Raw genomic sequence first — 23,658 nt, forward strand, 5'->3', positions numbered from 1 at the left:
GGTAAAAAAGGCTTGATTGATGCGCTTCAGGTGCCTGGCTGCGCTCTCCTTCTCCTGCTTGGCTTTCTCCAGCGCCTTGAGCTGCTCTTCAGTCAGAATGCCACCCTCTTGTGCTACACGAACTTCCAGGGCCTTGAGACGCTTCTTGAATATCTCCAGGTCATGCCGCAACCAAACCGAACGGACGCCTCCGGGAGAGATGAAAATACCTTTCTTTTTCAGCTCATTGGAGACACGGAGTTGACCATAAGCAGGAAAGTCGAAAGCCATCTGAACCACGGCTTTCTCAATCTCAGGATCGACCCGGTTCTTCAGGACAGGTTTCTTGCGGCTAATCTCTTGGAGCGCCCGTTCTCCGCCCTGTTCATAGAGAGCCTTGAAACGGTAGAAACTATCACGGGAGTAACCCATCACCTTGCAAGCCCGGGAAACACTCCCCAGCATCTCAGCAAGGTTCAGTAGCCCTAGCTTGTTCTTGATGATCTTCTCTTCAGTGTTCATCTCTGACATCCTCCTCGTTGGTGATGATCCATCCTACCACGAATGTCAGATTAAGTCTTGTCTATTACACAGAAGCAGGGCCACTGGCTTCGACTTCATACTGGAACCCCGATCAGAATGGATCGTGAGTTGATCCTGTCGGATTTCTTGTTTTTCGCAGGTCTCCGATATCAGCCGTTTGGCCAGTTCCGCCGACTCCTGTGGGGCGATCATCCAGCCCACCACGAAGCGGCTGAAGATGTCCAAGATGACGTACAGGTAGTAGTACGTTCACTTCTGTGGCCCTTTCAGTTTGGTGATGTCCCACGTCCACACCTCTTTCGACCTGATGGCCAACAGCTCTGGCTTTTCGTAGCGGGGATGCCTTCTCTGATTGCGCCTTTCTCGTACCTCGTTTTCCCCAGTCAGAATGCGGTACATGGTCCGGACCGAGCACAGGTAGCGTTTCTCCTCCAAAAGCGTGGTGTACCACTGCTGGGGCTTGGTCCATGAACCGGTCAGAATGCAATATATCCAACGTCTCCTGACGCTCCTCATCGCTCAGGGACAAAGGAGGGCGGGGGCGAGGCTGAGCCACTACCGGGACCGTGTTTCGCTGTTTCGTTTGATAGTACCTGGAACGATTGAGCCCCAGTGCCTCGCAGGCGGATTGAATACCCACTCTTTCGCCCAACGTCTCCGTGGCCTCCATCAGGGCTTCTTTCCAGCTTTTTCGGGCATCAGGGCAATCCCCAGAAGTTCCGAGTTTTTTTTGGAATTCTATGATCACCCCGGCCTTCTCCAATTGCTTGCGCAGGCGGGCAATCTCTTGTTCCTGGGCTTCAACACGACGGGCCAATGGATTGACCGGATCCTTTTTCCTTCCACGTTTCCGAGGGGATAAACCGTTCAACACGCCTTCTTCACGCTGCTGTCGCCATTTGGTCAGATGCGAGGAATGCAATCCCTCTCGACGCAGCAAAGATCCGATTCCACCCGGTTCGGTACATCGGTCGACTTGGTCCAGAACCTGGCGTTTGTAAGCTGCTGAAAGCCTTCTTCGACACACTTTTCCAAGGATTTCAGGGTCAGGACGATCTTCGGTTGGCAAAACCAATTGTACGGTTTTGGTCTTCACAATATTTTACCTCCCCGCCCTACACTAAATTATCAGGGGTTCAGTGTCTCGCTATCATTGGCACAGAGGGCATCGGAAAACATTGACCTTTTGAGTGAAATCCTGAAGTCTGACTGTCGTTTGAAAGCAGCTCTTCATGGGAAGAAGGCCCTGAAGAGCATTGCCAGGAGTTTCTCAGGCCTCATTTTTCAAAAGTTGTAAAAAACCATGAAAAAGTTGAAAGCCTTATAGGAAGGGAACCAAGTCATGTCGATTCAAAAGGCCATTGAAAAGGCTTTCATGGATTTTCCATCCAAATATTTTTCCTCATTTCAGTCCATGGCTGATCATTGCACACCTTCTTCCCATAAGCTTTTCGCATATGGTCCGGAGTCTGGAAATCTTCCCATGGTGGAAATGGGAGATGTTCCTGCAAATGATGAGTGGTTTAAAGAAGCTTGGAACCATTCTCTTCCCAAATTAAAAAAAGCCATCCACATAAAAGAAAAGCTGGTTACTGCTTCAGAAGATGTTTTTTTATTTAAAGACAGGAATGCTTTCAAGCAAGATTTTAACAAAATAATGGATGGCTTGAGCGTTGTTCTTTCAGCACGCTGTTTGGATGTTGCCCAAAAAGAGCTGGTCAGTCTGAAAAATAAAATTAAAAAGCAAAAAATGAAGTCCAGTCATTATCGAGAATTATGCGCCGGAGCACCGCGCATTCATTTTATTCGGACAACCCAGTCACAATATAAAAATAAAATTGCCGCATCTGAGCTGTTGGTTGATAAAGCGGAAGGCCGCATTTCAGAGATAAAAGATGGTTTCGCAAGGGAAATCAATCAATATGGGTTTACACTTTCAACCGAGCAAGTCGATGTGCTTCTCACTCGGGTAGATTCTGATGCGATTATTCGGATGACCTCGGTGTTTGATACGGTAAAGGCCATCTCTGAAAAACTAATGGAGTTGACAGATCAATCAGGTGAAAATCTTGAGATTGCAAAAAAATATTACAAAATGCACGTCGTCTTGCTTGAGTTGATCATTTATATGCAAAACAAATATTTGGATGAAATGGATAAAGTGTATCTGCCAAAATTACAGGATATTCTTGATCGTGTCGGTCAAGTGCAGCAAAAAGCGATGTTGGAAATAAAGCAGGAAAAGAGTGTTGATCGCAGGAAGATTTATCGTTCAAACATTAAGGCGCACCAGCTGACCTTGAAAACCGCCAGGCTTTATCATAAATCGTTGGAATCCCAGCGGGCCAAAATTATAAAAGCAAAAAAAGCGACTGAACGTGATCTGGCTCTTGCCAATAATACATTGGACACGGTGATGGTTAATGCTGATTTTATGGATTTGATACAGACGAGCCGGAAAACGTTCGATTCTATCATCAACCTGAATGTGCCAAGCTTGATTCCTTTCAAAAACAAGGAAATCCAAAGAAAATTTGAGGAAATCTCCACCATGATTTCTCCTGGAGCCAACGTGTAAACGAATAATGATTTATCTTTGCAAAATGTTGTTTTGTTGTTTAAGCTTGTTTTGATTTGGGCAACATTTCTGAAATTTCAACGCCATAGAGTGAGATGCACCGATGGAAAATAAAAAATATACTCCCGAAGCCATAGAGGAATTTGTTCTGGAGATGCCGGATTCCCAATGGAGACAATTTGTCGACCTGGTTTTGGCTGAAGATGAGCGGAAATCCAGCCAAATTCGTGAATCCGCCAAGGAAGCTCTGAAGGCAACAGCTGAGCAGTATGGTTTTTCTCTTGAGGAGTTGCTGCCTGGGGGAGGCTCTCAAAATTCTGCTTCGTTCCAGGATGATAAAATCCCGGCCTCAGCTCTGAAAACTTTGCAAAACCTTTCCCCAAAGGGGTTGTACAACCCGGAAGCGCCACCGGAATACCAGCACTATCACATTCCAAAAGGTAAAACCCGCTGGGTGAAAGTTCGCCCATGGCTTAAGGAACGATTGCTTCAGATCAAGGCCACCCATGGCCGGTTTCCTACGAACGCTCTTTCAGCTTTGGTTGAAGAGTATCCGGTTGATGAATCATCCGCGGTTGATGGGGTATTCAATCGATAGGAGGGTCTCTCGTCTTCTTGGATAGGGAAGCCATCACAGATGGTAGACCTGCCATGAGCTTGGAAGAGAACAAAGGCCAGTCTATTTCCTGCTGACCCCACCCACAGTCGTTTTGCACCTGAAAAGGTGCCTCATTTCCTTCTGAATGATCAGCCGGAAAGATTTTTTGGCCCGCCTGGTTTGTTCCAGTCGCTTGTTTCCATGTCTGATGAAATGGTTCTTCTGTAAAAAAACCAACCAAAATGTTGGCTATTTTGTGTTATCTTTGCACTATGAACGTCCATGCTAAAAAAGGGGGGGCTTAAATACGGGCCTGCCCCAGCCATTAGCATTGGAAAAAAACGGTCATCTCCGTCAAGTAGCCACATTCCCGATTGCCATGCCCGAATTGAAAAATATTCTATCCAGGCACACCCCCCGGTTAGCGAAAAAGGTAAAACTTTTTTTCACCGGCCTGCTCTTTTTGTTTTCCACCCTGGTGCCGCCCATCTCCTCGGGTACTGCCAATCCTTTCAGCTTGGCTGTTCTCTACCCGGACATACAGGGGAATTATCGAAAGGTTTTTCAAAAAATTCTTCAGGGGGTGCGAGACCATCCGGATGCCCGGGTTGCCACCCTTCCCCTGGGGCCTGAGACCACCCCTGATATTGTCCGGGGCTGGTTGGATCAACATGGCCATCAGGCGGTGCTGGCACTGGGCATGCGTGGTTACAAGTCGATCAAACAGTTGGGGTTGGAAAAACCAGTCGTGGTGGGGGCTCTGGTGATCTCCCCGAATGGCATCACCGGCATCAGCCTGGCAGGCTCACCCCGGGCGTTTATGACCCGGCTCACCCGAATCGCCCCCCAGGTCCGGCGGGTCTTTATCGTCTACAGCAAAGCCAACTCCGGCTGGCTGGTAGAGTCAGCCCGACAAGAGGCTGCTCCTCTCGGGTTGACTATCGAAGCCCTGGAAGCCACGGATAGTCGGGAAGCCGTGGACCAATTCCAGAAGGTTTTGGGAAAAATTCAGGGTCCAACCGACGCCGTCTGGCTGCCCCTGGACAGCGTTATTCCCAATGGGACGGTTTTGCCCATGTTGCTGAAGTCGGCTTGGGATAAGCGCTTCGTCATCTTTTCAAACAATCCTTCCCACACGCGCAAGGGGGCGTTGTTTTCCCTCTATCCGGATCATCAGGCCATGGGACGTCGGTTGGTGGATTTGACCCTGGACCAGATTGTCAATCTGCAAAAACCCCATGTGATCGCCACCGAGGATTTAAAAATAGCCGTGAACCGTCGGACTGCTTCCCATCTGGGCCTGGAGTTGACATCCCAAAATCTGAGGGGATTCGATCTGGTGTTCCCCAATCGACGTTAAAAGCGATCAGAGCCTGAAGCTGATGAGGCATTTTTTCCCACGCCCGGGATTCCGGGGGCAGCTCTTTTTGATTATCACCGCCGGGGTGGTCGGGGTCTCCCTCATCACGGCTCTCACCAATGCCTGGCTAACCACCAAACGGCTGCGGGCCATCCACCAGGAACAAGGGTTGCAGGTGACCGGTAACCTGGCCCGCCAGAGCGTGTTGGCGCTGCTCTACGACAGTGATTCCAATGCAGAAGAGGCGGTGGCAACCACTCTGGCCTTTCCTGGTATCGGCTATGTGGCCCTACTCAACGGCGAACGGGAGGTGTTGTTGGATCAAGGGCAGGTTCCTCCTGGCAGCCGCTCTCCCCAGGGGTTTGACTGGCCGGGTGAGGGGCCCCGGATGGTGGGGGAGGAAGCCGATCATTGGCATTTTATGGCGCCGGTTTTGTTGAATGCCCAGCCTGAGGGGAAAGAGCTTGGGGAAGAGTCGGTTTTTCTCAAAGATGCCAGCTCTCAGGAAATGCTGGGACATGTCTATGTATTGATGAACAAACAGATCATGCAGGGCATTCAGCAAGGTATCATCAGCAATAATCTCCTGACAGCGACTGTTTTTACCGGTTTGTGCCTGCTACTGCTCCATCTGCTGTTGGGGCGGCTGTTTCGTCCGTTGAACGCGCTCTCTCAGGTGATGGGGCGGGCTGAAACAGAGGCACCTCAACGGTGTGATATGTTGGAAGGCCCAGAGGAGATGGTCCGCATCGCTCGGGTCTACAATCGGATGATTGAGGCGATTGCCGAGCGGGACCGGCGGTTGCGCCAACATAACGAGCGTTTGGAAACGGAGGTGGAGCAACGGACCCATGAACTGGTGGTGGCCCGGGATATTGCTCTGGAATCCAGCCGTCACAAATCAGAATTTTTGGCCAACATGACCCATGAGTTGCGCACTCCTTTGCAGTCGGTGATCGGCTATGCGGATTTTGTCCGGGAGACTCTGATGGAGGAGGGGCTCCAAGAGTGTGTGAACGATCTGGAAAAGGTGGAATCCAATGCCCAGCGGCTGCTGGGAATGATCAACGAGGTGCTGGACTATTCAAAATCAGAAGCGGGACGCATGACCGTTCATCTGGAAAAGGTGGACCCACGGGATCTGGTCCATCAGGCCATGGAAACAGTCATTCCAGCCCTGGGTGAAAACGGCAACCAATGGGCGTTGGATCTGGATGATCAGGCCTCCTCGGTCTTATTGGATGCTTCCAAAATGCGGATGATTCTTGTAAATTTACTGGGAAATGCGGCTAAATTTACCAAAAATGGTCGTGTAGAAGTGACCCTCCGGCAAGATGACCGGCAGCTGGCCATTCAGGTGCAGGATAGCGGTATCGGTATGAAACCGGAACATCTGGCCGGTATTTTTGAGCCTTTCAAACAAGTAGATGGCAGCCAAAGCCGGCTTTTTCAAGGAACCGGGCTGGGATTGGCGGTTACCAAAAAATTTTGTCAGTTGCTGGGGGGCGACGTGGAGGTGAAGAGCATCTTTGGCAAAGGCTCCACCTTCCGTGTCGACATTCCCCTGCCGGTTCGTCCCCTGGTTGTTGCCGGGATCGAAACCGCTGATGCCGGAGGTGGCAGCATCTCCGGAAAGGGAGAGATATTATGATGGCTGCCACTGTTGTTCCACCTGAGATTTTGCTGGTCAACGCCGATCCTCAGGCGCGCCACGACATCCTCTCTCTGCTGGAGCCCAGCGGGAAGCAGATATTGGTGGCCAAGGATGGGCGTGAAGCGCTCCAACTGTTGGGGAAGCATCCGGTCCGACTGGTGGTGACCGATGTGGAGTTGGGGCGTTTGGATGGTTGGCAACTGACCCGACTGCTCCGCTCCGGCGTGTTGAAACCACCTGCCAACATTCCGGTGGTGGTTCTTTCTGATACCCACAGTGAACGCATTGCCCAGGTGACGGCCTCTGAGTTTGAGGTCAACCATTTTATCTCCTTTGATGAACGGATTCGCCTGGCAGAGGTGGTCGCCGAGCTGCTGGCTGAGCAGGCCGGTCCGCCTCCAAAGCCCTCTCTGTTGGTGGTGGAAGATTTTCCCGATACCGTTGAATTCGTTCGGCGGGTTCTGGGCAAGGGGTTTGATATTGAGGAGGCCACCGATGGCGAGGCGGGGCTTGCCGCTTGGCAGGCTGGTCGCCACGATCTGGTCCTGCTGGACCTGATGCTACCGCGTTTGACCGGGGCCGAGGTGTTGCGAGAAATTATCCGGCTCAATCCCCGTCAACCGGTGGTGATCATGACCGCTTACCCCGATGCGGAAAAAGCGGGCCATCTGATGTTGGATGGCGCGGCTGATTTTATTCCCAAACCCTTCAAAGCCGGGCAGTTGCGCCGGGTTTGCAGTATTGCGGCCAGGAGGGAGGATTATCTGGTCAGCAATCACCAATTTACCCGCAACCAAAAGGAACTGATCCAGGCGAAACAGGCAGCCGAAGCGGCCAACGAGGCCAAAAGCGAATTTTTGGCCGTCATGAGTCATGAGATCCGGACCCCGATGAATGCCATCATCGGTATGGGGGATTTGCTGTTGGAAACCCCGTTGAGCCAGGAGCAGCAACACTATCTCAATGTGATGCAGAGTGCTGGCAACACCTTGCTGGACCTGATCAACGGCCTGCTGGATCTTTCTCGAATCGAATCCGGTGAGTTTACCCTGGAATCATCCAATTTTTCCCTGCCTCAGATTTTAGCAGAAATTTTGGACGTCTTATCCCTGGGTGCTGAATCCAAAGGGCTGGAAATGGTCCACAGGATTGATCCGGCGGTACCGGTCTGGCTGCGGGGAGATTGTCAGCGTCTGCGCCAGATTCTGTTCAATCTATTGGGCAATGCGGTCAAATTTACCGAGCAGGGGGAGGTTTGTGTAGAAGTTGTTCGGGATCCTCAGGATTCGGAAGCCGAGGCATCCTGCAGGCTTCTGTTTACAGTCTCCGATACCGGCATCGGCATTCCGGATGAAAAGAAAAAGATGATTTTCCGGCCTTTTACCCAGGTGGACTCCTCTATCTGCCGCCGTTACGGTGGTTCTGGATTGGGGTTGGCTGTCGTTCAGCAGATGGCCGAACTCATGGGGGGAGAGGTCCGTCTGGAAAGTACCTTTGGCCAGGGTTCCCGTTTTTTTGTCTCCCTGCCATTCCAGGAAGGGGTCGCAGCGGGTTCAATGCCATCAAAGGCTGCCACCGTGGCACCTGTCGCACCATCTTCTCTACCCAAAAAGGCCACCTCCTTGCGTATTCTGTTGGCTGAGGATTCAGTAGACAATGTCCTGCTGGTTCGAATTTACCTGAAAAATTCCCTCCATAACCTGACTGTTGTGGGCAATGGCAAAGATGCGGTGGAGGCGTATATTGCCGGTGATTTTGATCTGGTTTTGATGGACATCCAGATGCCGGTGATGGATGGCTATCAGGCCACCCGGGAGATCCGCCGTTGGGAGGTGGAAAATAATCGGCCCGCCACACCGGTGATCGCTTTGACGGCCTATGCCCTGGCCGAGGATACACAACGGGCCAGCGACGCAGGCTGTAGTGCCCATCTGGCCAAGCCCATGCGTAAACAGACCTTTCTGGATACCATCGATACTGTAGTTGGTGAGGAGAGATCCAGCTGTCAAAACACCTGACCAAACTTGGGTTTTTATCTCCCGTGTCAATGGCCGGGGGATGGGGGTTAACGGGGGGGTGACTTGGTGGAAGCAAGTAGGGGAGCGGGGGTGCCGGAATGAATCATTTGAAAAAATGGATAGTGCTGGCCTGTCTCTTGCCAACCTGTTCCTGGGCGGGGGTCGATCTGGCCATGGTTCAGGGGGAGGGTGATGCCGACGTTCTCATGGCCCTGTATGGGGATGAGGAGGTGATCAGTATTGCCACCGGCTCCGAAAAGCCCCTGCATCTGGCCCCTTCGGTCGCTACAGTCATCACTTCCCAACAGATCCGTCGTATGGGGGCTACCCACCTGGACCAGGTGTTGGAGCGGGTTCCAGGGTTGCACGTGGCCGCCTCCAACGCCAGCCGAACAGATCCGGTCTATGCCATCCGGGGCATCTATTCCATGTTCAACCCCGAGGTGCTGGTGTTGATGAATGGAGTGCGTTTTCCCCATTTGATTTCGGGTGGCCGCCCCCAAACTTTCCGCATGCCGATAGAAAATATCGACCGTATCGAGGTGATCCGGGGACCGGTTTCAGCCCTTTATGGTGCGGATGCCATGAGCGGCGTCATCAACATCATCACCAAGGGGTCGGATCAGATCGGAGGCACCCGAATGGGGGTTCGCGTGGGCTCCTTCGACACCTATGAAGGGTGGATCCAACACGCCCGTCAAAGCGGTGGTTGGGATTTGGCCATGAGTATGGAGGTGGCCAAAACCAATGGGGACAACGGGCGTATCGTCGAGGAAGATCTGCAGACGGTTTTGGATGCGGCGGGAGGGACCAATTTTTCCTTTGCCCCCGGCCCCCTGGAGACCGCCAACAATATTGTCAACGCTCATATTCAGGCTGAAAAAGAGGGCTGGACCTTTCGGTTGTGGAGCTGGACCCAGCAGGGCGGTGGGCAGGGAGATGGCGCCGCCCAGGCTTTGGACCCGGTGGGGAATCAGGATAACGTGATGCTCCTGGCTGACATCAGCCATGAACAGGCCTTGACCGATGCTCTGCAACTGAAACTGCAATTAAACTATCTTTTCCTCCATCACGACTCCTATTTTCAAATCTTCCCGTCGGGGGTGATCGGTAACCCCAACACCACCGATATGCTTACCGGGATAGAGAGTACTCTGATCTACAATGGTTTTTCGGATCATAGTTTGCAGCTGTTGGGGGGGTACAAGTATGGGGATGAGCAGACCGGGGAGGTGAAAAATTTTGGTGATGGGGTTACCGCCGGGGTGATGACCGATGTGACCGATACCCCCTACAACTTCATGCCAGACATCTACAACCACCAATGGTATCTGGCGGCTCAGGATGAATGGCAGCTCTCCCCGGATTGGCAATTGACCGGAGGCTTGCGCTTCGATGCCTCTTCCGATGTTGACGGCGTCTTCAATCCGCGCCTGGCCCTGGTCTGGTCCACTCTCTACAACCTCACCACCAAATTGATGTATGGACGGGCCTTCCGAGCCCCCCATTTTGCGGAACTCCACATAGTGAACAACCCTTCCATTCTGGGCAATCCCGACCTGGACCCGGAGACCATCGAAACCCTGGAGCTGGCCTTCGATTATCGACCGACACTCAATTTGCGCACGGGTTTGAACCTTTTTCTCTATCGGCTGGAAGATCAGATCGATTATGTCCCGAATACCGGGGAGACCACCAGCACTGCCCAGAATGCCAACCGGGTGGATGGTGAGGGATTCGAAGTGGAAGCCCAGTGGCAGGCCAGCGACACCCTGGAATTTAACGCCAACTTTGCCTATCAAAAGAGCACAGACGCCACCACCGGCCAGCGCAGCCCCTACGCCCCCGCCTGGCAGTTTCAAACCGGCGTTTATTGGAATTTTCTGCCAGACTGGTTTCTTTACGGGGATCTCAACTGGGTGGGAGACAGGCCCCGGGCAGAGGGGGATACCCGCGCCAAGGTGGATGACTATGCGATCGTGGATTTAACCTTGCGGCGGAAAAACCTCTGGAACAACTTTGATGCCGCACTGATCGTGCGCAATCTGTTTGATACCGAAGCCTATGAACCCGCCCCAGCAGAAATCCCCAATGACTATCCCCTGGAAGGATTGGGCATCTTTGGGGAAATTCAATACCACTTCGGTTCCGACTGACTGTTTTTCACGGCTCATCCCATGCCCCCAGACGGATAGCCTGCCAGGAGTTGGTCGAGGGATTGTTCAGCTGGGTGGGGACGGTTTGGTTTGATGTCAGCTTGCAGGAGAACGCAGCTTTATCTACGTAGCGGCAAGGCCTGCAAGACTTTCAACAGGCGCGCTTTGCGAATGGGTTTGGTCAAGTGCAGATCACATCCAGCCGCTTTGATCTGCTCCGACTCTTCGACCAAAGCGTGAGCGGTCAAGGCGATGATAGGGGTGGGATCTATTTTGCTCTCCGCTTCCCATGTCCGTATTCTTCGCGTCGCTTCATAGCCATCCATGATCGGCATCTGAATGTCCATTAAAACCAGATCGAAGCGACCATTCTTGAACTTTTCAACCGCTTCGGCGCCGTTCACCGCAACATCGATCCGACACGCTTCCTTTTTCAGATAGCTCTGGATAACCATTCGGTTTTCCTCGGTATCTTCCACCAGCAGAATATGGATCTCCTGGACCGGTCTCCCCATTTCCTCTTGGGATAAGATGCTTTTTGCCTTTTCTTTCTCCCTTGGCAGCGCCTCTTTATCGAACTGGAGCAGTGGAATGGAAAAGGTGAATGTGCTGCCTTTGTCCACCTCACTTTGCAAAATAATTTCCCCACCCATTCGATCCACAAGGCGTCGACAGATGGTGAGACCGAGTCCTGAACCGCCATATCTGCGTGTGGTAGAGGCATCGGCTTGGGTGAATGGTTGGAATATTTCGGTCTGTTTTTCCTTGGGGATGCCAGGACCACTGTCTGTTACCGCAAAGGAAATGATGGCGCCTGATTCCGGTTTGATACGGAGATCCACAAAACCGGCCTGGGTAAACTTGATGGCGTTACCGATCAAGTTTAAAAAAACCTGCCGGATTCGGGTTGGGTCTCCTTCGACCCATTCGGGGGTGTTGTCATCCACATGATGTTTCAGTGTGAGACCCTTGTCCAAAGCGGCAAAGGTAAAATGTTTGAGCGTATCGTTAATCAATTCCAAAAGATTGAATACTGTTCTTTCCAGGGTCAGCTGGTCCGCTTCAATTTTTGATAAATCCAGAATATCGTCGATCAGGGCCAGGAGTTGCTCCCCTGAATTGTTGAGATTTTTGACAAACCAGGCTTGGGTATCGGTCAGATCGGTATCTGTCAGAAGCTCCCCCATACCCAGGATGGAATTGAGGGGGGTACGGATTTCGTGGGACATGGTCGCCAAAAAGGTGCTCTTGGCCTTGTTGGCGGCTTCGGATCGGGATTGGGCGTTGCGGGCAAATTCCATCTCCCGCTGTTGGGAAATGTCTTCCACGCTGGACAAGATATGGGTCTTTCCCTCCACCTCCAGGGTGCGTCCGGAGAGGCGTACCGGTACCAGGTGGCCATCCCGGTGGAGGTACTCCTTTTCGTAGGGGCCATAATACCCCTCCCGCTCCAGAAGCTCCAATTGGCTCTGTTCCTGTTTTTGGTATTTTTTTGGAGTGATTTCCCAAAAGGAGAGGCGTTTCACCTCTTCTTCCGAGCGCCCCAAAATACGGGCAAAGGCAGGATTGAACTCCACCAACCCCCCTTTCATGTCGATCAGGGCCAAGCCGATGGGGGAAGAGTCGAAAAGGGTGCGTACATACGCTTTGCTTTTCAGCAGGGCCGCCTCGGATCGTTTCCGGTCGGTGATATCGGTCAGCACCGAGATAAAGCCTTCCGGGAGGCCATCGGGGCCATGTTTGAAGGTCCAGTCGATCTGAAGATCGATTTCCCGGCCATCTTTGGTGCGGATTTGGCTGAAATAGGGCGTGGGCTCGGGCTGCTCTGCCAGGAGCCACTGGATATCAGCCCGGGTTTTTTCCCGCTCCCGGGGATCGGCAATAAAATCGTAAATACTGCGCCCAATAATCTCTTTATCCCCAAACCCCCGCAAACGGCATTCGGCAGCGTTGGCAAACAGAATGGTCCCCTCCCGGTCAATCTCCTGAATGCCATGGGGAATGATATCCACCAGCTGGCGAAAACGCTCTCGGCTCGTTTCCAGATCTTTGGTTCGGGCAGAGACCTGGGCGCGCAGGCTGAAGCTCCAGAGTCCAAAAAGAAGGAGCGCCCCCCCCCCTGAGACCAAAAGCCAGGAAAGCCATTCCGGGAAGTGCCATTTGGTGGAGACACCCCCTCCGGAATAGTAGGCCAGGGTTCGAAAATAGAAAGAGTTGTTGTTCTGCTTCCAGGCCTGTAGGCGGGTATCGATGGCCGTGAGAATGTCTGCATGGGCGCCTTCCGGTGCGGCAAAACGCAGCCCGAAGGGCTCATAGATGATGGTGGAGCGGCTGACCTGGAACTCATGCTCAAAGGCGTAACCAAACAGGCTGGCGATGGCAGCCGCCTCGGCGTGTCCTTCAGAGACCGCTTTCATCGCCTCACGGTAGCTGGGGAGGGGGATGAGTTTGCAGCCAACCTGGAACTTGTTGCACAACTCCTCCAGGCGAATACCGAAGAGACCGTTACGCATCACGGCGATGCGTTGACCCTCCAAATCCAGAATGTTGCGAAATGCGAGGCTTGGCTGCTGGTAAATCTGCCCCCAGACCATCACCACCGGTTCTTGGCTGTAATCCACATACGCATCACGCCCAACGTCATAGGCGATGGTGGTGATCAGATCCAACTTTCCCAGGGAGAGAGCCGCCAGATGGTCGGCCCAGGTTCCCCAGACAAATTCAATCTTCCACCCCTCCAAGCGACCGATCTCCCGGATCAGATCCACATAGATTCCCCGGGGAGAGCCGTCGGCATCCTGGAAAACCTGGGGGGGATTGTCGTAAATACCCACAGTGAGGGTTATGTGCTCTGCCTGTGCTTTTCCGGTAAAGAGCGCCATCAGCAGAGAGATACACAAGACAAACCGTTTCATAAATGATTTCCTACACGGAAGACCCCTCGTGTTTTGATCAAAGCAGACCCGCTACCATCGTTAATTTTAGGGTGATCCTAACTGATTTTATGCGCAGATAAAAGAAATGGGTCTTTTTTCCAGTGTACGATTGATTGGATAATGCGGAAAACATCGTGCTACCTTGGCCTTTGTAGTCCCTGTTTGGATGCGCATAATACAGGGACTCTGGGGTCTGATAGATCGATAGATGGGAGAATTTGTCATGGGAACGATGGTTTTTCTGCTGCTGCTGTTCGGGGCGTTCAATGCCGAGGCTGGCTGGATGGATTCTGCTGAAAATGCCTGGCAGAAGACCCAGGTGGTAACAGGTGAGGTGTTGGAGGCCACCAAGGAGGCGGGTGGTGAGGTGTTGGAGGCCACCAAGGAGGTGGGTGGTGAGGCTTGGGATGCCTCCAAGGAGGTGGGTGGTGAGGCTTGGGATGCCTCCAAGGAGGTGGGTGGTGAGGCTTGGGATGCTTCCAAGGAGATGGGGGGGCAGGCCCTGGATGCTTCCAAGGAAGCGTTGGCATCTGCGTCGGAATCATCCTCAGAGCCAGAGAGTCGTGGCCCCTCACCGGAAGAGCGGTTTGCCGATATTTGGGAAGAGGTTTTACAACACCTGGATGATGGCTTGGTCGTTTTTGACAAAATCAAGGAAGCCCCGGATTCTGTTTTTATCGGCGAAGATAAAAAATCCCTGCGCAAGGATTTTAACGAAATTTTGGACGAAATGATCGCCATGCTGGATGATCCCGGCATTCGGGCGCTGCGGGAGCGGATCGATTCCCTGCGAAGCCAGATCGAAGAGACCAAGAGGGAGATTGCCGACTATCGGGAAAAAAGGGTCACGGCCCCTCGGAAACATATGGTCAAAACCACCAAGAATGGCTATGACCGGCGTATCCAGGAGGCGGAAGAGGATATCGTTGGATTCGAACGGGAGATCGATGCAACCCACCTGCAGTTGGTCGAGCATTTCAAGGCCATCGGTCTGGAGTTGGACCTGAATCAGGTGACCGTTCTGCTCTCCCGGGTTGATTCGGACAATATTATTCAGATGTCGGTGGTGTTCGATATCTTGAAAAAAATCACTGCCCAGCTGATGGCCTTGACTGAAAGCAGTGAAGAAGAGATCAAGACCGCCAAGCGATACTATGGCATGCATGTGGTGTTGATCGAAGCGGTTCTCCACATGCAAAGCAAATATATCGATAAAATCAGTAGCGAATATCTGCCCAAGATCGACGAAATCACCGATAAAACCCTCTCCCTCTCCCGAGCCACCCAGAAAAACATCGCCCGGGAATCGGACGCCCGGCGCAAGGAGATCTATCGGAAAAATCTCCAGGCCCAGGAGCTGACCCTCAAGGTCGCCCGGCTCTATGTGGATAATCTCAAGAGCCAGCGGGAAAAGGTGGTGGTGGCGAAAAAGAAGGCGATGGATGATTTTAAACTCGCTGACAATACCTATGAGACGGTCAATGTCAGCGCCGACCTGGTGGATCTACTCAACAGCAGCCAGGACGCCTTTACAGCAGTGATGACCCTACAAGTACCTGAAATCGTTCCTTTCGAGAGCGCTGAAATGCAGAAAAAATATCAGGAGCTTTCCCGGATGATCCAAGCAAAATAGGTTCCGTTGAAGTAGGGCGGGGGTCTGATCACCCTCAGGGATTCCGACTGAACGTACCCCGCCCCTCAAAGGGAGCTGGAATCAGTTGACTGGCTCCACGCCACTCAGGGTGGCCTGGTTGGCTATTTCCATCTCTTGTTGCAACTTTTCCCGGTTGAGCCACCACTGCCCATCCACCATGGTTTCCAGCATCTCCATCGCCTCGGGAATAAAATAATCGGGATCTTCCAGGCGATTTTCCTGCATCCAGGCGATAAAGGCGGGTTCGTCGGACAGGTTTCGGGCCTCCCGGAGGGCTTTTACCATACCCATGGCCTGCATCTGGGCAAGCTCCCCATCCGCCTCCCCAACCCCTCTGCGGGCCGCCATGAAATTGGCCAACGCTGCTACCAGCCCAGCCCGTTCATGGAGGGGACTGAAACGGACAAAGGCCAGGTTCAAAGCGAGCACCACTTCTGAGATTGAGGCGTCGCTTTTCAAGGTGAGCCAAATACGTTGGGCCAGGGCTTTGTTGGCATCGGGGTGCCACTCTTTGGTGGAGAGGTAGGTCAACGCTTTCAAGGCGGCTGGCCAATCCCCGCCACGGCTGGCTTGCACCACGGCGTTGAGGTTGATTTGCCAATCCTCCTCCCGATCCCGCTTTTGGCTTGGGGCCTGGCCGGTTTTTTCTGCAAAGTCCTTGCCCCGCTCCACCTGGACGATCTCCAATGAGCCGGTTTTTTCCGTTTGGCTTTTCATGAGCTGTTTCCTTGGCTACTCTGGCTTCTTGTTTGAAAGCTGTTTGAGAGGGGGGTTTAATCGGTTTCGACGTCATACACCAACCATCCGACAGCTGACTATACCATTCACCGTCATTGAGAAAGAGTTCCCATGTCTGAGGTTGATGGAAAACCCGCTACTCCCCGCCGCCGAAAATCCTTGAAGCAATTTCCAGCCTGTATGGCTTGTCAGGACAATCCGGGGTTTACCTGGGCCTGCCCCTGCGGTGTCGCTTTTTGTACCCCTTGCCTCAGCCGCAACGATGACCTCTGGGACGGCGGCGGGCGCACCTGGCGCTGCCCCCAGTGTGGTCAGGAGCATCTGGGGCCCAATCGTTGATCGGTTGTGGCCGGAATGCTGCTGCTGCCGATGGTTGGTTGTGCCTATCCCTCGGAAACACGCTATCGAGCCCCCGGAGCTGATTATTCCTTTTTGCTGAGATTATCCATCACAAAACGTTCCCCCTCAAAATGGCCCAATAGCCGCCACAAGGCTTTATCGGTCCAGCCGTGGCATTGATAGGTGGCTGGGGCGAGGGAGGCATCTTCCACAGGGCGGAAGCTGAGTTCGGCAGGGCTTTTTGTGCTCCCCTCCTGCTCCAAAAAAATGGAGAGTTGGTCGAGGCGTTCATTCAGCAGTTGCAGCCGATCCCGCTCCAGGCCGGAGGTGGCGTTGCGAAAGGTGTCGGATAAAATAATCAGATCGGTAGCCGGGTTGAGGAGGCTGTCGCCATAGGCACTGCGCCGGTTGCCCTCCCACAGCAGTTCGCCAAAAAAGGAGAGTCCCACCCCCTGTTCATCGAAAATCAGCAGTTCCGGGGGAATGCCCGCCAATTTTTCCGGGGAGTTTTCCGGTGAGGGGGGAGCGCCCAGGGCGAGTCGTCTTAAACAATAAAAATGTTTTTGAAAGGTTTTTTCCCCGCCAAAGCGCACCTTGGGCATGGGCAGGAGAACGATGTCGGAGCCGGGCTCCAGGAGATGGGCTGATTCGTCTGCAAAAAAAGGCGCCAGGGTCTGCATCAGCCCCACCAACACCCGGGAGCCGCCGGTGGGATTAAAAATAACGTGAAACTGGTGCAGTCGATAGCGGGCGAGAATATCCCCACACCAACGGGTAAAATGGGCCAGGGTACGTTGCAGGGCGATGGGATCCCCTTTACGCAGGCCGGTAAAGGAGCGGGTTTCCACGCCAAACCCTCTCTCTTCCAGCCACTCCTTGATCAAAAGGGTTGCCTGGGTATCGATCCAGGCGTCGGAGTGGAGCAGGATGTGGCGGTCGTAGCTTTGGGGCATGGGTTTGGGATAGAGCCGGATGATGGCGTTCAGCTCCGGGGACCAGCGGGCGGCCTGATCTGGTGAGGCGTGGGAGAGGCGTTTTTTGACCTGGGCTACCAGCTCATCCAACTCCTGTTCAAGGCCCGGCTCCGGATTTTTGCCTTCTGCATGGGTCGCCCGTTGGCCAATCTCTTCAAGCCCGGCCACCGGATGGCGAAACAGCTGCCTGCCACAGGTGGTGAGAACGATTCTGGGATCGTCGTCCATGGCCTTCCCCTCTTTGATTAAGGAGCGGGAACGACCTACCTTGGGGAAAGGGGGCCGGCCCGCTCTGGGCAATCCTCTAAAACGTAGGCGACCCTCAAAAGTCCCCAAAGCGCCCACCCCCCAAGCATCAGGGGTGGGCGCTCTTTACCGGGGATTTGTCGGGTCCAATCCGGGAGGGTCAGCCCCCTTCAGCCCGCGCCTTGACCGCTTCCCACACCGGACGCCAGGTTTCGGTGGGTTTGGTCAGGCGTTTTTCCATGAATACGGCATAATAGAGAGCCCCTTCAGCCGTTGACCACGCTTCATCCTTGGCTGCCTGAAGGGCTTTTTCTCCCTGGGCTGCGGTCTCTTCTCCCACCTCGGCCATACATTGCCAGTAGGAGACCGCTTCGCTGCGGTTGACCATGTTTTTGGGAAGAGCCTCGGCCACTCGCAGAGAGGGGATGGCATTGTCTCTCCGGCCAAAGGTCATGGGCCAGCCGGTTTCCGCCCATTTTCGGGCTTCCCCAATGGCCGCTGACAGTTGGTCCAGCAGTTGCTGTTTGTCCATTCTTGATCTCCCGATTTCAAATCAATCCATGCCCATGTCAATGTAGCCGGTGGGGCAGATTTCCGAGCAGATGTGACATCCCACGCATTTGTCATAGTGGGTAAACATCACCTCTCCCTCGGGATTGCCCTTGAAGGCGACGATGGCATGCTGGGGACAGAAAAGCATGCACTGATTACATTCAAAACAGAGGCCACAGCTCATGCAGCGTCGAGATTCGGCCTGGGCCAGCTCCTTGCTGAGTGCTTGCAGGGTTTCATCCCAGTTGCCCTTGACAATTTCCGGGTGTTTGACCCGGCGTTTCATCTGGGGCAACATCGGAAAAAAGTCGGACTTGAGCTTCTCATACTTGATCACATCAGGCCGGGTGGGACGGGGTAGGGGCTTGCCTTGGAGATAAAGATCGATCCCCTCAGCCGCCTTGCGTCCGTGGCCGACGGCAGTGGTGAGCAGGGTGATCTTGACCGCATCCCCGCCACCGAAAACACCGGCCATCCCCCGAATCTGGTAGTTTTGATCCACATGCAGCCAGGGGCTGTCGTTGGTCGTCTCTTCCAGACCGCTCATGTCGGTGGTTTGTCCGATGGAAGCCACCACCATGTCCACATCCAGATTGAATTCAGAACCGGCATCCGGGGCATAGCGGAAAAAGGGGATGGGGTGATTCCAATCCTTCTCTCCCTTTTCCTTGCGCCGCATCTGAATGCATTTGAGCCCGGTGATGCTGTCACCCTCCCGGAGCACTTCCACGCTACCGGTCTGATAGCGCATCTCCACTCCTTCGGCTTTGGCTTCATCAAACTCAAAATCGGAGCAGTTCATCTCCTCCCGGGAGACCCCTGAAAGCAGGGTTGCCTTGGAGCCCAGACGCAGAGCCAGGCGGGCCACATCCATGGCCACATCGCCGTCACCGATCACCACCACATGTTTGCCGATGGTCATCGACTCCCCTTCGACTTCAAAAGTCTTTAAAAAGTCGATGGCGTTGGTCGCACTCGGTCCGTCAGCTCCGGGAATGGGCAGATTGCGTCCGGTTTGGGCACCCACTCCGAGAAAAACCGCACCATACTCCTGGCGCAGCTGTTCCAGGGTGATATCCCGACCGATGCGAACCCCGGTACGGACTTTGACCCCCAGATCCAGGATGCGCTGGATTTCGGCATCCAGCACTTCCCGTTTGACCCGGTAGCCCATGATGCCATAGCGCATCATGCCCCCGAGCTTGTCATTGGCTTCGAAGAGGGTGACTTCGTGGCCTTTCAAAGCGAGCTGATAGGCACAGGAGAGCCCCCCCGGTCCCGATCCAACGACCGCTACTTTGTGTCCGGTGGTTTGAAGGGGTTTTTCAAAGCCCAGATTTTTTTCCAGGGCATACTCGCCGATCACCTGCTCCACGGCGTTGATACCGATGGTCTGGTCTCGATATTGCCGATTGCAGGCGTCCTGGCAGGGGGCGGGGCAGACCCGGCCCATGACCGCTGGAAAGGGGTTGGTGAGGGTGAGACGCCGGAAGGCCGCCTCCCAGGGATCTTCGGATTTCCAGGTTCCCCGGATGAGATTATGGTAGCCGCGAATGTCCTCTCCGGCTGGGCAGCCGTTGGTGCAGGGGGGAACCCTGTCAACATAGGTGGGACATTTGCCGCTCTGATCGCCATAGGCCACGATGCGATTCAGGCCGCTCTCCACCGAAAAGGGTTCGAAGGACCAGTTTTTGGCCGTATCGTGTATCGGATTGTGTTGGGTCATGGCGCAGCCCCCTAAAACCGAATGTGGGCAGACTGGTTGAAGGAGACCCGCGCATGGCGGTAGTTGTCAATCATGCTGGCATCGAAGGGGAGGTTGGCTTCTTGGAAAAAGCGTTTCCAACCGATGCGATCGATCCACTCACCCACCCGTTCCCAATCTCTGCCTCCGGCTTTGTATGCGCCCAAAATATTTTTCAATACTTCGGTCACCTCAGGCCAGCGGGGGGGATTGTTGGGGAGGCCGTGGGCGACCAGCTTCATGTTGGTGGGTTTGGTGCGGGCATTGGAGTTTTTACCCCCCACCCAGATGGCGAGCTTGGAGTGGTCGGGATGGTTGATCTCCATGGCCGGGCAGGCTCCGAAGCAGGCGCCGCAATAGATGCACTTTTCTTCCACCACCATGAGAGAAGGCTTGCCATTGACCGTGGTGGGACGAATCGCTGCGACCGGGCAACGAGCCACAGTAGAGGGCATCTCACAGACGTTGGCCAGAATGTCGTGATTGATGCGGGGGGGGCGGGTGTGTTGCACCACGATGGCGATATCCGCCTGACCGCCGCAGTTGATTTCGCAGCAGGAGGTGGAGAGGCGTACCCGGTTGGGCATCTCTTCGGTGACAAACTCCTGGAACAGCTCGTCCATGATGGATTTCGCTACACCGGATGCGTCGGTTGCCGGAATGTCGCAGTGGAGCCACCCTTGGGTGTGGGCGATGGCTCCCACCGAGTTGCCGGTGCCGCCCACTGGATGGCCGAACGCCTCCAGCTCTTTGATCAGGGGGGCGACGTTGCCTTCGTTGGGAGTCATGAACTCCACGTTGTTGCGTACTGTCCAGCGCAAAAAGCCGTCGGCATATTTATCTGCCAGGTCGCACAGGCGGCGAATGATATCCACTGTCACCTGGCGATGGGTGGCAGCGCGCACGGTATAGAGTACATCGCCGCTATGGGCGACATGTTTGAGAACCCCTTGCCGGGGGCGCTCGTGATATTTCCACTGACCGTAATTTTTCTTCGAAACCGGGTGGAGGCAGTCGTCAAATTCCCGGGGGCCGTTCTCGATGGTTTGCCAGGACCGTTTGGTAGCCATGGGTCGTTTCTCCTTGTATGGAATGCTGGGGCGTGTGGTCCGATCCTATGCGGCGGCACCGGGATGGGTGATCTCTGATTTGAAGTAGGGATTGTCCCGGGGGTGGGAAACCATATCAATCTGAGCTTCCAAGCCCACGGCCTTGAGAAATTCCTGGATGCCGACCCGTTCGATACATTCACCGATGCGTTCGTGATCCAGGCCATTTTCAGCCCAATAGTCGATAATTTCATCCACCAGATCGATAAAGGCATCCACCTCTTCGGGGGTGTCCAGCTTCATGAAGGGCACCATCACCGAGCCCATCATGTTGCCCACCTTCAGGTGGCCCTTACCCCCTACCAGCAAGGTGACGCCACGCTCTTTACCCGGAGAGAGGGCTTTGGGCATGACGTTCAGGCAGTGCATGCAGCGCACGCAGTCCCGATTGTCGATGACCAGTTTTTTGCCTTCCAGGGTGATGGCGTTGGTGGGACAACGGGTAACCACGTTGTTGACCACATAGTCGAGCCCCTTGGCGTCGACAAAAGCGGCCACTTCGGCTTCATCCACCTGGATGTCATCCTTCCAGGTGCCGATCACCGAAAAGTCGCTCCGTTGAATGGAGTTGGTGCAGTCATTGGGGCAGCCGGAAAATTTAAATTTGGATTTGTAGGGGAGCTGGGGACGGTGGGTGAGGTCGGCGTAATATTTAAGCACCGTACGATGAGCGCTGAGGGTATCGTAGCAGGCCTGTTCGCAACGGGCGGGCCCCACACAGGAAGCGCCGGTACGCACGGTGGCACCAGCTCCACCCAGATCCCAGCCTACTTTGTTTACTTCGTCAAAACACTCTTGAACATCTTCTGCGCGAATACCCTGGAGTTGCAGGTTGCCCGTCTGGCCATGCATGGACATGAGCCCTGAGCCATATTTTTCCCAGATGTCGCACATTTCCCGCAGGGCTTTGGCGCTATAATGCAGACCGGGGGCGGGTTGAATGCGGACGGTGTGAAATTCAGCCGCCTCGGGAAATTTATCGGTAATCATGCTGTAGCGACTGATGACACCTGCGCCGTAGCCATGTACGCCAACAACGCCACCCTTCCAATAGCCCATGCGGGTTTCGTAGGAATAGTTGAGTTGGTCGAGTACCCCTCGAATCATGGTATTGCCGCTGCGTTGGGCGGTCTCTTTGAATCCCTTGATAAAGCTGGGCCAGGGACCCTTTTCGAGTTCGTCCAACATGGGGGTGGGGTTGAGTTCCAATGCTTGATCTTTTTGCTGAGGTTTCGAATCACCCATGGCCATCTCCAGAATGAAAATGTGATAGGGAGGGTAATACCCGCCCTGTGTATGGTGAATAGTGCAACAGCCAACTTGGACTTCTGACTGTAGAAAAAGTTTCAAAAATCTTGATATAAAATGATTTTTGTCAATAAAAGCTTTTTTTCGCAAAAATTAATTGATCCGTAGATAGTTTTTTTTGCCGTGGCATAATAGTGTGTGAGGGTGTAAACCCGATAGGATCAATTGAACCATGACCGGGTCAGGGAGATGAAATATGAGTCAAATGGTATGGAAAGATGAATACAGCGTCGGTATCGGATCCATAGATGATCAACACAAGCGGCTGTTTCAGCTCTTTGGTCAGCTGATGGATGCCATTCATTCCGGTGACGCGATCCAGGTTATGGATGATATCTTTTTACAGTTGAAAGGCTATGTAACAACCCATTTTCGCTTTGAGGAACAACTGATGCGCAAGGCGGAATATCCTGAATATGAGGCCCACAAGGCGGGACACGAAAAGATCAAGACCGACATTCAAAACCTGCGCAGCCGTTTTCATCAGGCCGACAGCCAGGAAGCCAAAGGACGCATCGTCGAAGAGGTCGTGGATTTTATGACCAACTGGTTGACGGGCCACATTCTCTCTTCGGATATGGACTACAGCCCCTACCTGAAGATAGCTGCCTGACAAGGCGTTTGACCGCCTGACAAGGAAACAAGGCCCAACCCGGTCAAATTTTTGATTGGCCGGTGTTGGGCTGACCTTCCTAAGACTGCTTATTCCTTTTCCTGCCTTGATCAAACCCAACCTGGGTTTGAGCGTCTTGCCATTCTTGCCACTTGTCAAAACCCGGTTTTTTCCAAACTGGAGCGGCAGTGCCATCCTTGCTCCATTTTTGTCCTTACTCCAACTCCTTCACTCTTGGAGGGAGTCCTCTCCTTCGAAATTTTTCAGGCTGGATGATTGGTTGGGTTGGATAACCATCATTATTGAACAGAAAATCCTCGTTAAAACCCAGTCTTGCCTGACGCTGTTTGTGTTGTAATGCGTTGCGTTTTTTTGGAAATCCACGAGCGACGGCTGTTATGAATGTTGCTGCATGAGATGTGGTGCAGCATTCAACTCAACACCAATGGTGATTGGCAAAGGCAGTTGGTGTTTTATTATGTTTGAGTCTCCCGCAAAAAGTCGCTCTTTTGGAAACGTGATGCCGTGCCTGGATCCTGGATTTATGGTATGATTTTTC

At 53.6% G+C, this 23,658-nt stretch carries 18 protein-coding genes; 9 read left to right on the forward strand and 9 right to left on the reverse strand.

Features of this window, described 5'->3' with window-relative positions:
- Nucleotides 1–501: helix-turn-helix domain-containing protein (locus tag HQL52_04715; protein ID MBF0368742.1), on the reverse strand; the 501-nt coding region annotated here is incomplete at its 3' end.
- A gap of 45 nt (nucleotides 502–546) precedes the next feature.
- Complete coding sequence (locus tag HQL52_04720; protein ID MBF0368743.1) at nucleotides 547–747, reverse strand: hypothetical protein; 201 nt, start codon at nucleotides 745–747, stop codon at nucleotides 547–549.
- A gap of 1,117 nt (nucleotides 748–1,864) precedes the next feature.
- Here HQL52_04720 and HQL52_04725 point away from each other — a divergent pair.
- From HQL52_04725 to HQL52_04750, 6 genes are all read left to right on the forward strand, one after another.
- Complete coding sequence (locus HQL52_04725; protein ID MBF0368744.1) at nucleotides 1,865–3,100, forward strand: hypothetical protein; 1,236 nt, start codon at nucleotides 1,865–1,867, stop codon at nucleotides 3,098–3,100.
- A gap of 103 nt (nucleotides 3,101–3,203) precedes the next feature.
- Nucleotides 3,204–3,698, forward strand: a complete 495-nt coding sequence (locus HQL52_04730; protein ID MBF0368745.1) for a hypothetical protein — start codon at nucleotides 3,204–3,206, stop codon at nucleotides 3,696–3,698.
- 379 nt (nucleotides 3,699–4,077) lie between these two features.
- Complete coding sequence (locus tag HQL52_04735) at nucleotides 4,078–5,058, forward strand: hypothetical protein (GenBank protein ID MBF0368746.1); 981 nt, start codon at nucleotides 4,078–4,080, stop codon at nucleotides 5,056–5,058.
- A gap of 22 nt (nucleotides 5,059–5,080) precedes the next feature.
- Nucleotides 5,081–6,709 (forward strand): hypothetical protein, encoded by a 1,629-nt coding sequence (locus HQL52_04740; GenBank protein MBF0368747.1) that lies wholly within the window; start codon nucleotides 5,081–5,083, stop codon nucleotides 6,707–6,709.
- Nucleotides 6,706–8,730 carry a response regulator gene (locus HQL52_04745; protein MBF0368748.1) on the forward strand — a complete coding sequence of 675 codons (2,025 nt, stop codon included), beginning with the start codon at nucleotides 6,706–6,708 and terminating at the stop codon, nucleotides 8,728–8,730. The genes HQL52_04740 and HQL52_04745 overlap by 4 nt, the downstream gene beginning before the upstream one ends.
- A 98-nt stretch (nucleotides 8,731–8,828) precedes the next feature.
- Nucleotides 8,829–10,886 carry a TonB-dependent receptor gene (locus HQL52_04750; protein ID MBF0368749.1) on the forward strand — a complete coding sequence of 686 codons (2,058 nt, stop codon included), beginning with the start codon at nucleotides 8,829–8,831 and terminating at the stop codon, nucleotides 10,884–10,886.
- A gap of 119 nt (nucleotides 10,887–11,005) precedes the next feature.
- Here the strand turns inward: HQL52_04750 and HQL52_04755 are convergent, their stop codons facing one another.
- Nucleotides 11,006–13,801, reverse strand: coding sequence for a PAS domain S-box protein (locus tag HQL52_04755; protein MBF0368750.1), 2,796 nt, complete (start codon nucleotides 13,799–13,801; stop codon nucleotides 11,006–11,008).
- A gap of 244 nt (nucleotides 13,802–14,045) precedes the next feature.
- On the opposite strand from HQL52_04755, the gene HQL52_04760 reads away from it, so the two are divergent.
- Nucleotides 14,046–15,455: a hypothetical protein gene (locus HQL52_04760; GenBank protein MBF0368751.1), complete on the forward strand. Its 1,410-nt coding sequence runs from the start codon at nucleotides 14,046–14,048 to the stop codon at nucleotides 15,453–15,455.
- An 81-nt stretch (nucleotides 15,456–15,536) separates the two neighbouring features.
- On the opposite strand, the gene HQL52_04765 is transcribed toward HQL52_04760, so the two are convergent.
- Nucleotides 15,537–16,193, reverse strand: a complete 657-nt coding sequence (locus HQL52_04765) for a hypothetical protein (protein ID MBF0368752.1) — start codon at nucleotides 16,191–16,193, stop codon at nucleotides 15,537–15,539.
- A gap of 132 nt (nucleotides 16,194–16,325) precedes the next feature.
- On the opposite strand from HQL52_04765, the gene HQL52_04770 reads away from it, so the two are divergent.
- Nucleotides 16,326–16,553, forward strand: a complete 228-nt coding sequence (locus HQL52_04770; GenBank protein MBF0368753.1) for a hypothetical protein — start codon at nucleotides 16,326–16,328, stop codon at nucleotides 16,551–16,553.
- An 83-nt stretch (nucleotides 16,554–16,636) separates the two neighbouring features.
- Here the strand turns inward: HQL52_04770 and HQL52_04775 are convergent, their stop codons facing one another.
- The 5 genes from HQL52_04775 to dsrA all read right to left on the reverse strand — a co-directional run bounded on the left by HQL52_04775 (nucleotide 16,637) and on the right by dsrA (nucleotide 22,429).
- Complete coding sequence (locus HQL52_04775; protein MBF0368754.1) at nucleotides 16,637–17,755, reverse strand: hypothetical protein; 1,119 nt, start codon at nucleotides 17,753–17,755, stop codon at nucleotides 16,637–16,639.
- A 178-nt stretch (nucleotides 17,756–17,933) separates the two neighbouring features.
- Entirely contained in the window at nucleotides 17,934–18,305 is a 372-nt protein-coding gene (locus HQL52_04780; GenBank protein MBF0368755.1) for a hypothetical protein, read from the reverse strand.
- A gap of 21 nt (nucleotides 18,306–18,326) precedes the next feature.
- The gene (locus HQL52_04785) at nucleotides 18,327–20,051 is read right to left on the reverse strand and encodes an NAD(P)-binding protein (GenBank protein MBF0368756.1); all 1,725 of its coding nucleotides are present in this window, start codon (nucleotides 20,049–20,051) and stop codon (nucleotides 18,327–18,329) included.
- Nucleotides 20,052–20,062: 11 nt separating this feature from the next.
- Entirely contained in the window at nucleotides 20,063–21,139 is a 1,077-nt protein-coding gene (dsrB, locus tag HQL52_04790) for a dissimilatory-type sulfite reductase subunit beta (protein MBF0368757.1), read from the reverse strand.
- A 45-nt stretch (nucleotides 21,140–21,184) separates the two neighbouring features.
- Nucleotides 21,185–22,429 (reverse strand): dissimilatory-type sulfite reductase subunit alpha, encoded by a 1,245-nt coding sequence (gene dsrA, locus HQL52_04795; protein ID MBF0368758.1) that lies wholly within the window; start codon nucleotides 22,427–22,429, stop codon nucleotides 21,185–21,187.
- A 253-nt stretch (nucleotides 22,430–22,682) separates the two neighbouring features.
- Here dsrA and HQL52_04800 point away from each other — a divergent pair, with 253 nt between their 5' ends.
- Nucleotides 22,683–23,099, forward strand: coding sequence for a hemerythrin family protein (locus tag HQL52_04800; protein ID MBF0368759.1), 417 nt, complete (start codon nucleotides 22,683–22,685; stop codon nucleotides 23,097–23,099).
- Nucleotides 23,100–23,658: the final 559 nt, after the last annotated feature.

The organism is Magnetococcales bacterium, assembly GCA_015232395.1.
Taxonomy (GTDB): domain Bacteria; phylum Pseudomonadota; class Magnetococcia; order Magnetococcales; family JADFZT01; genus JADFZT01.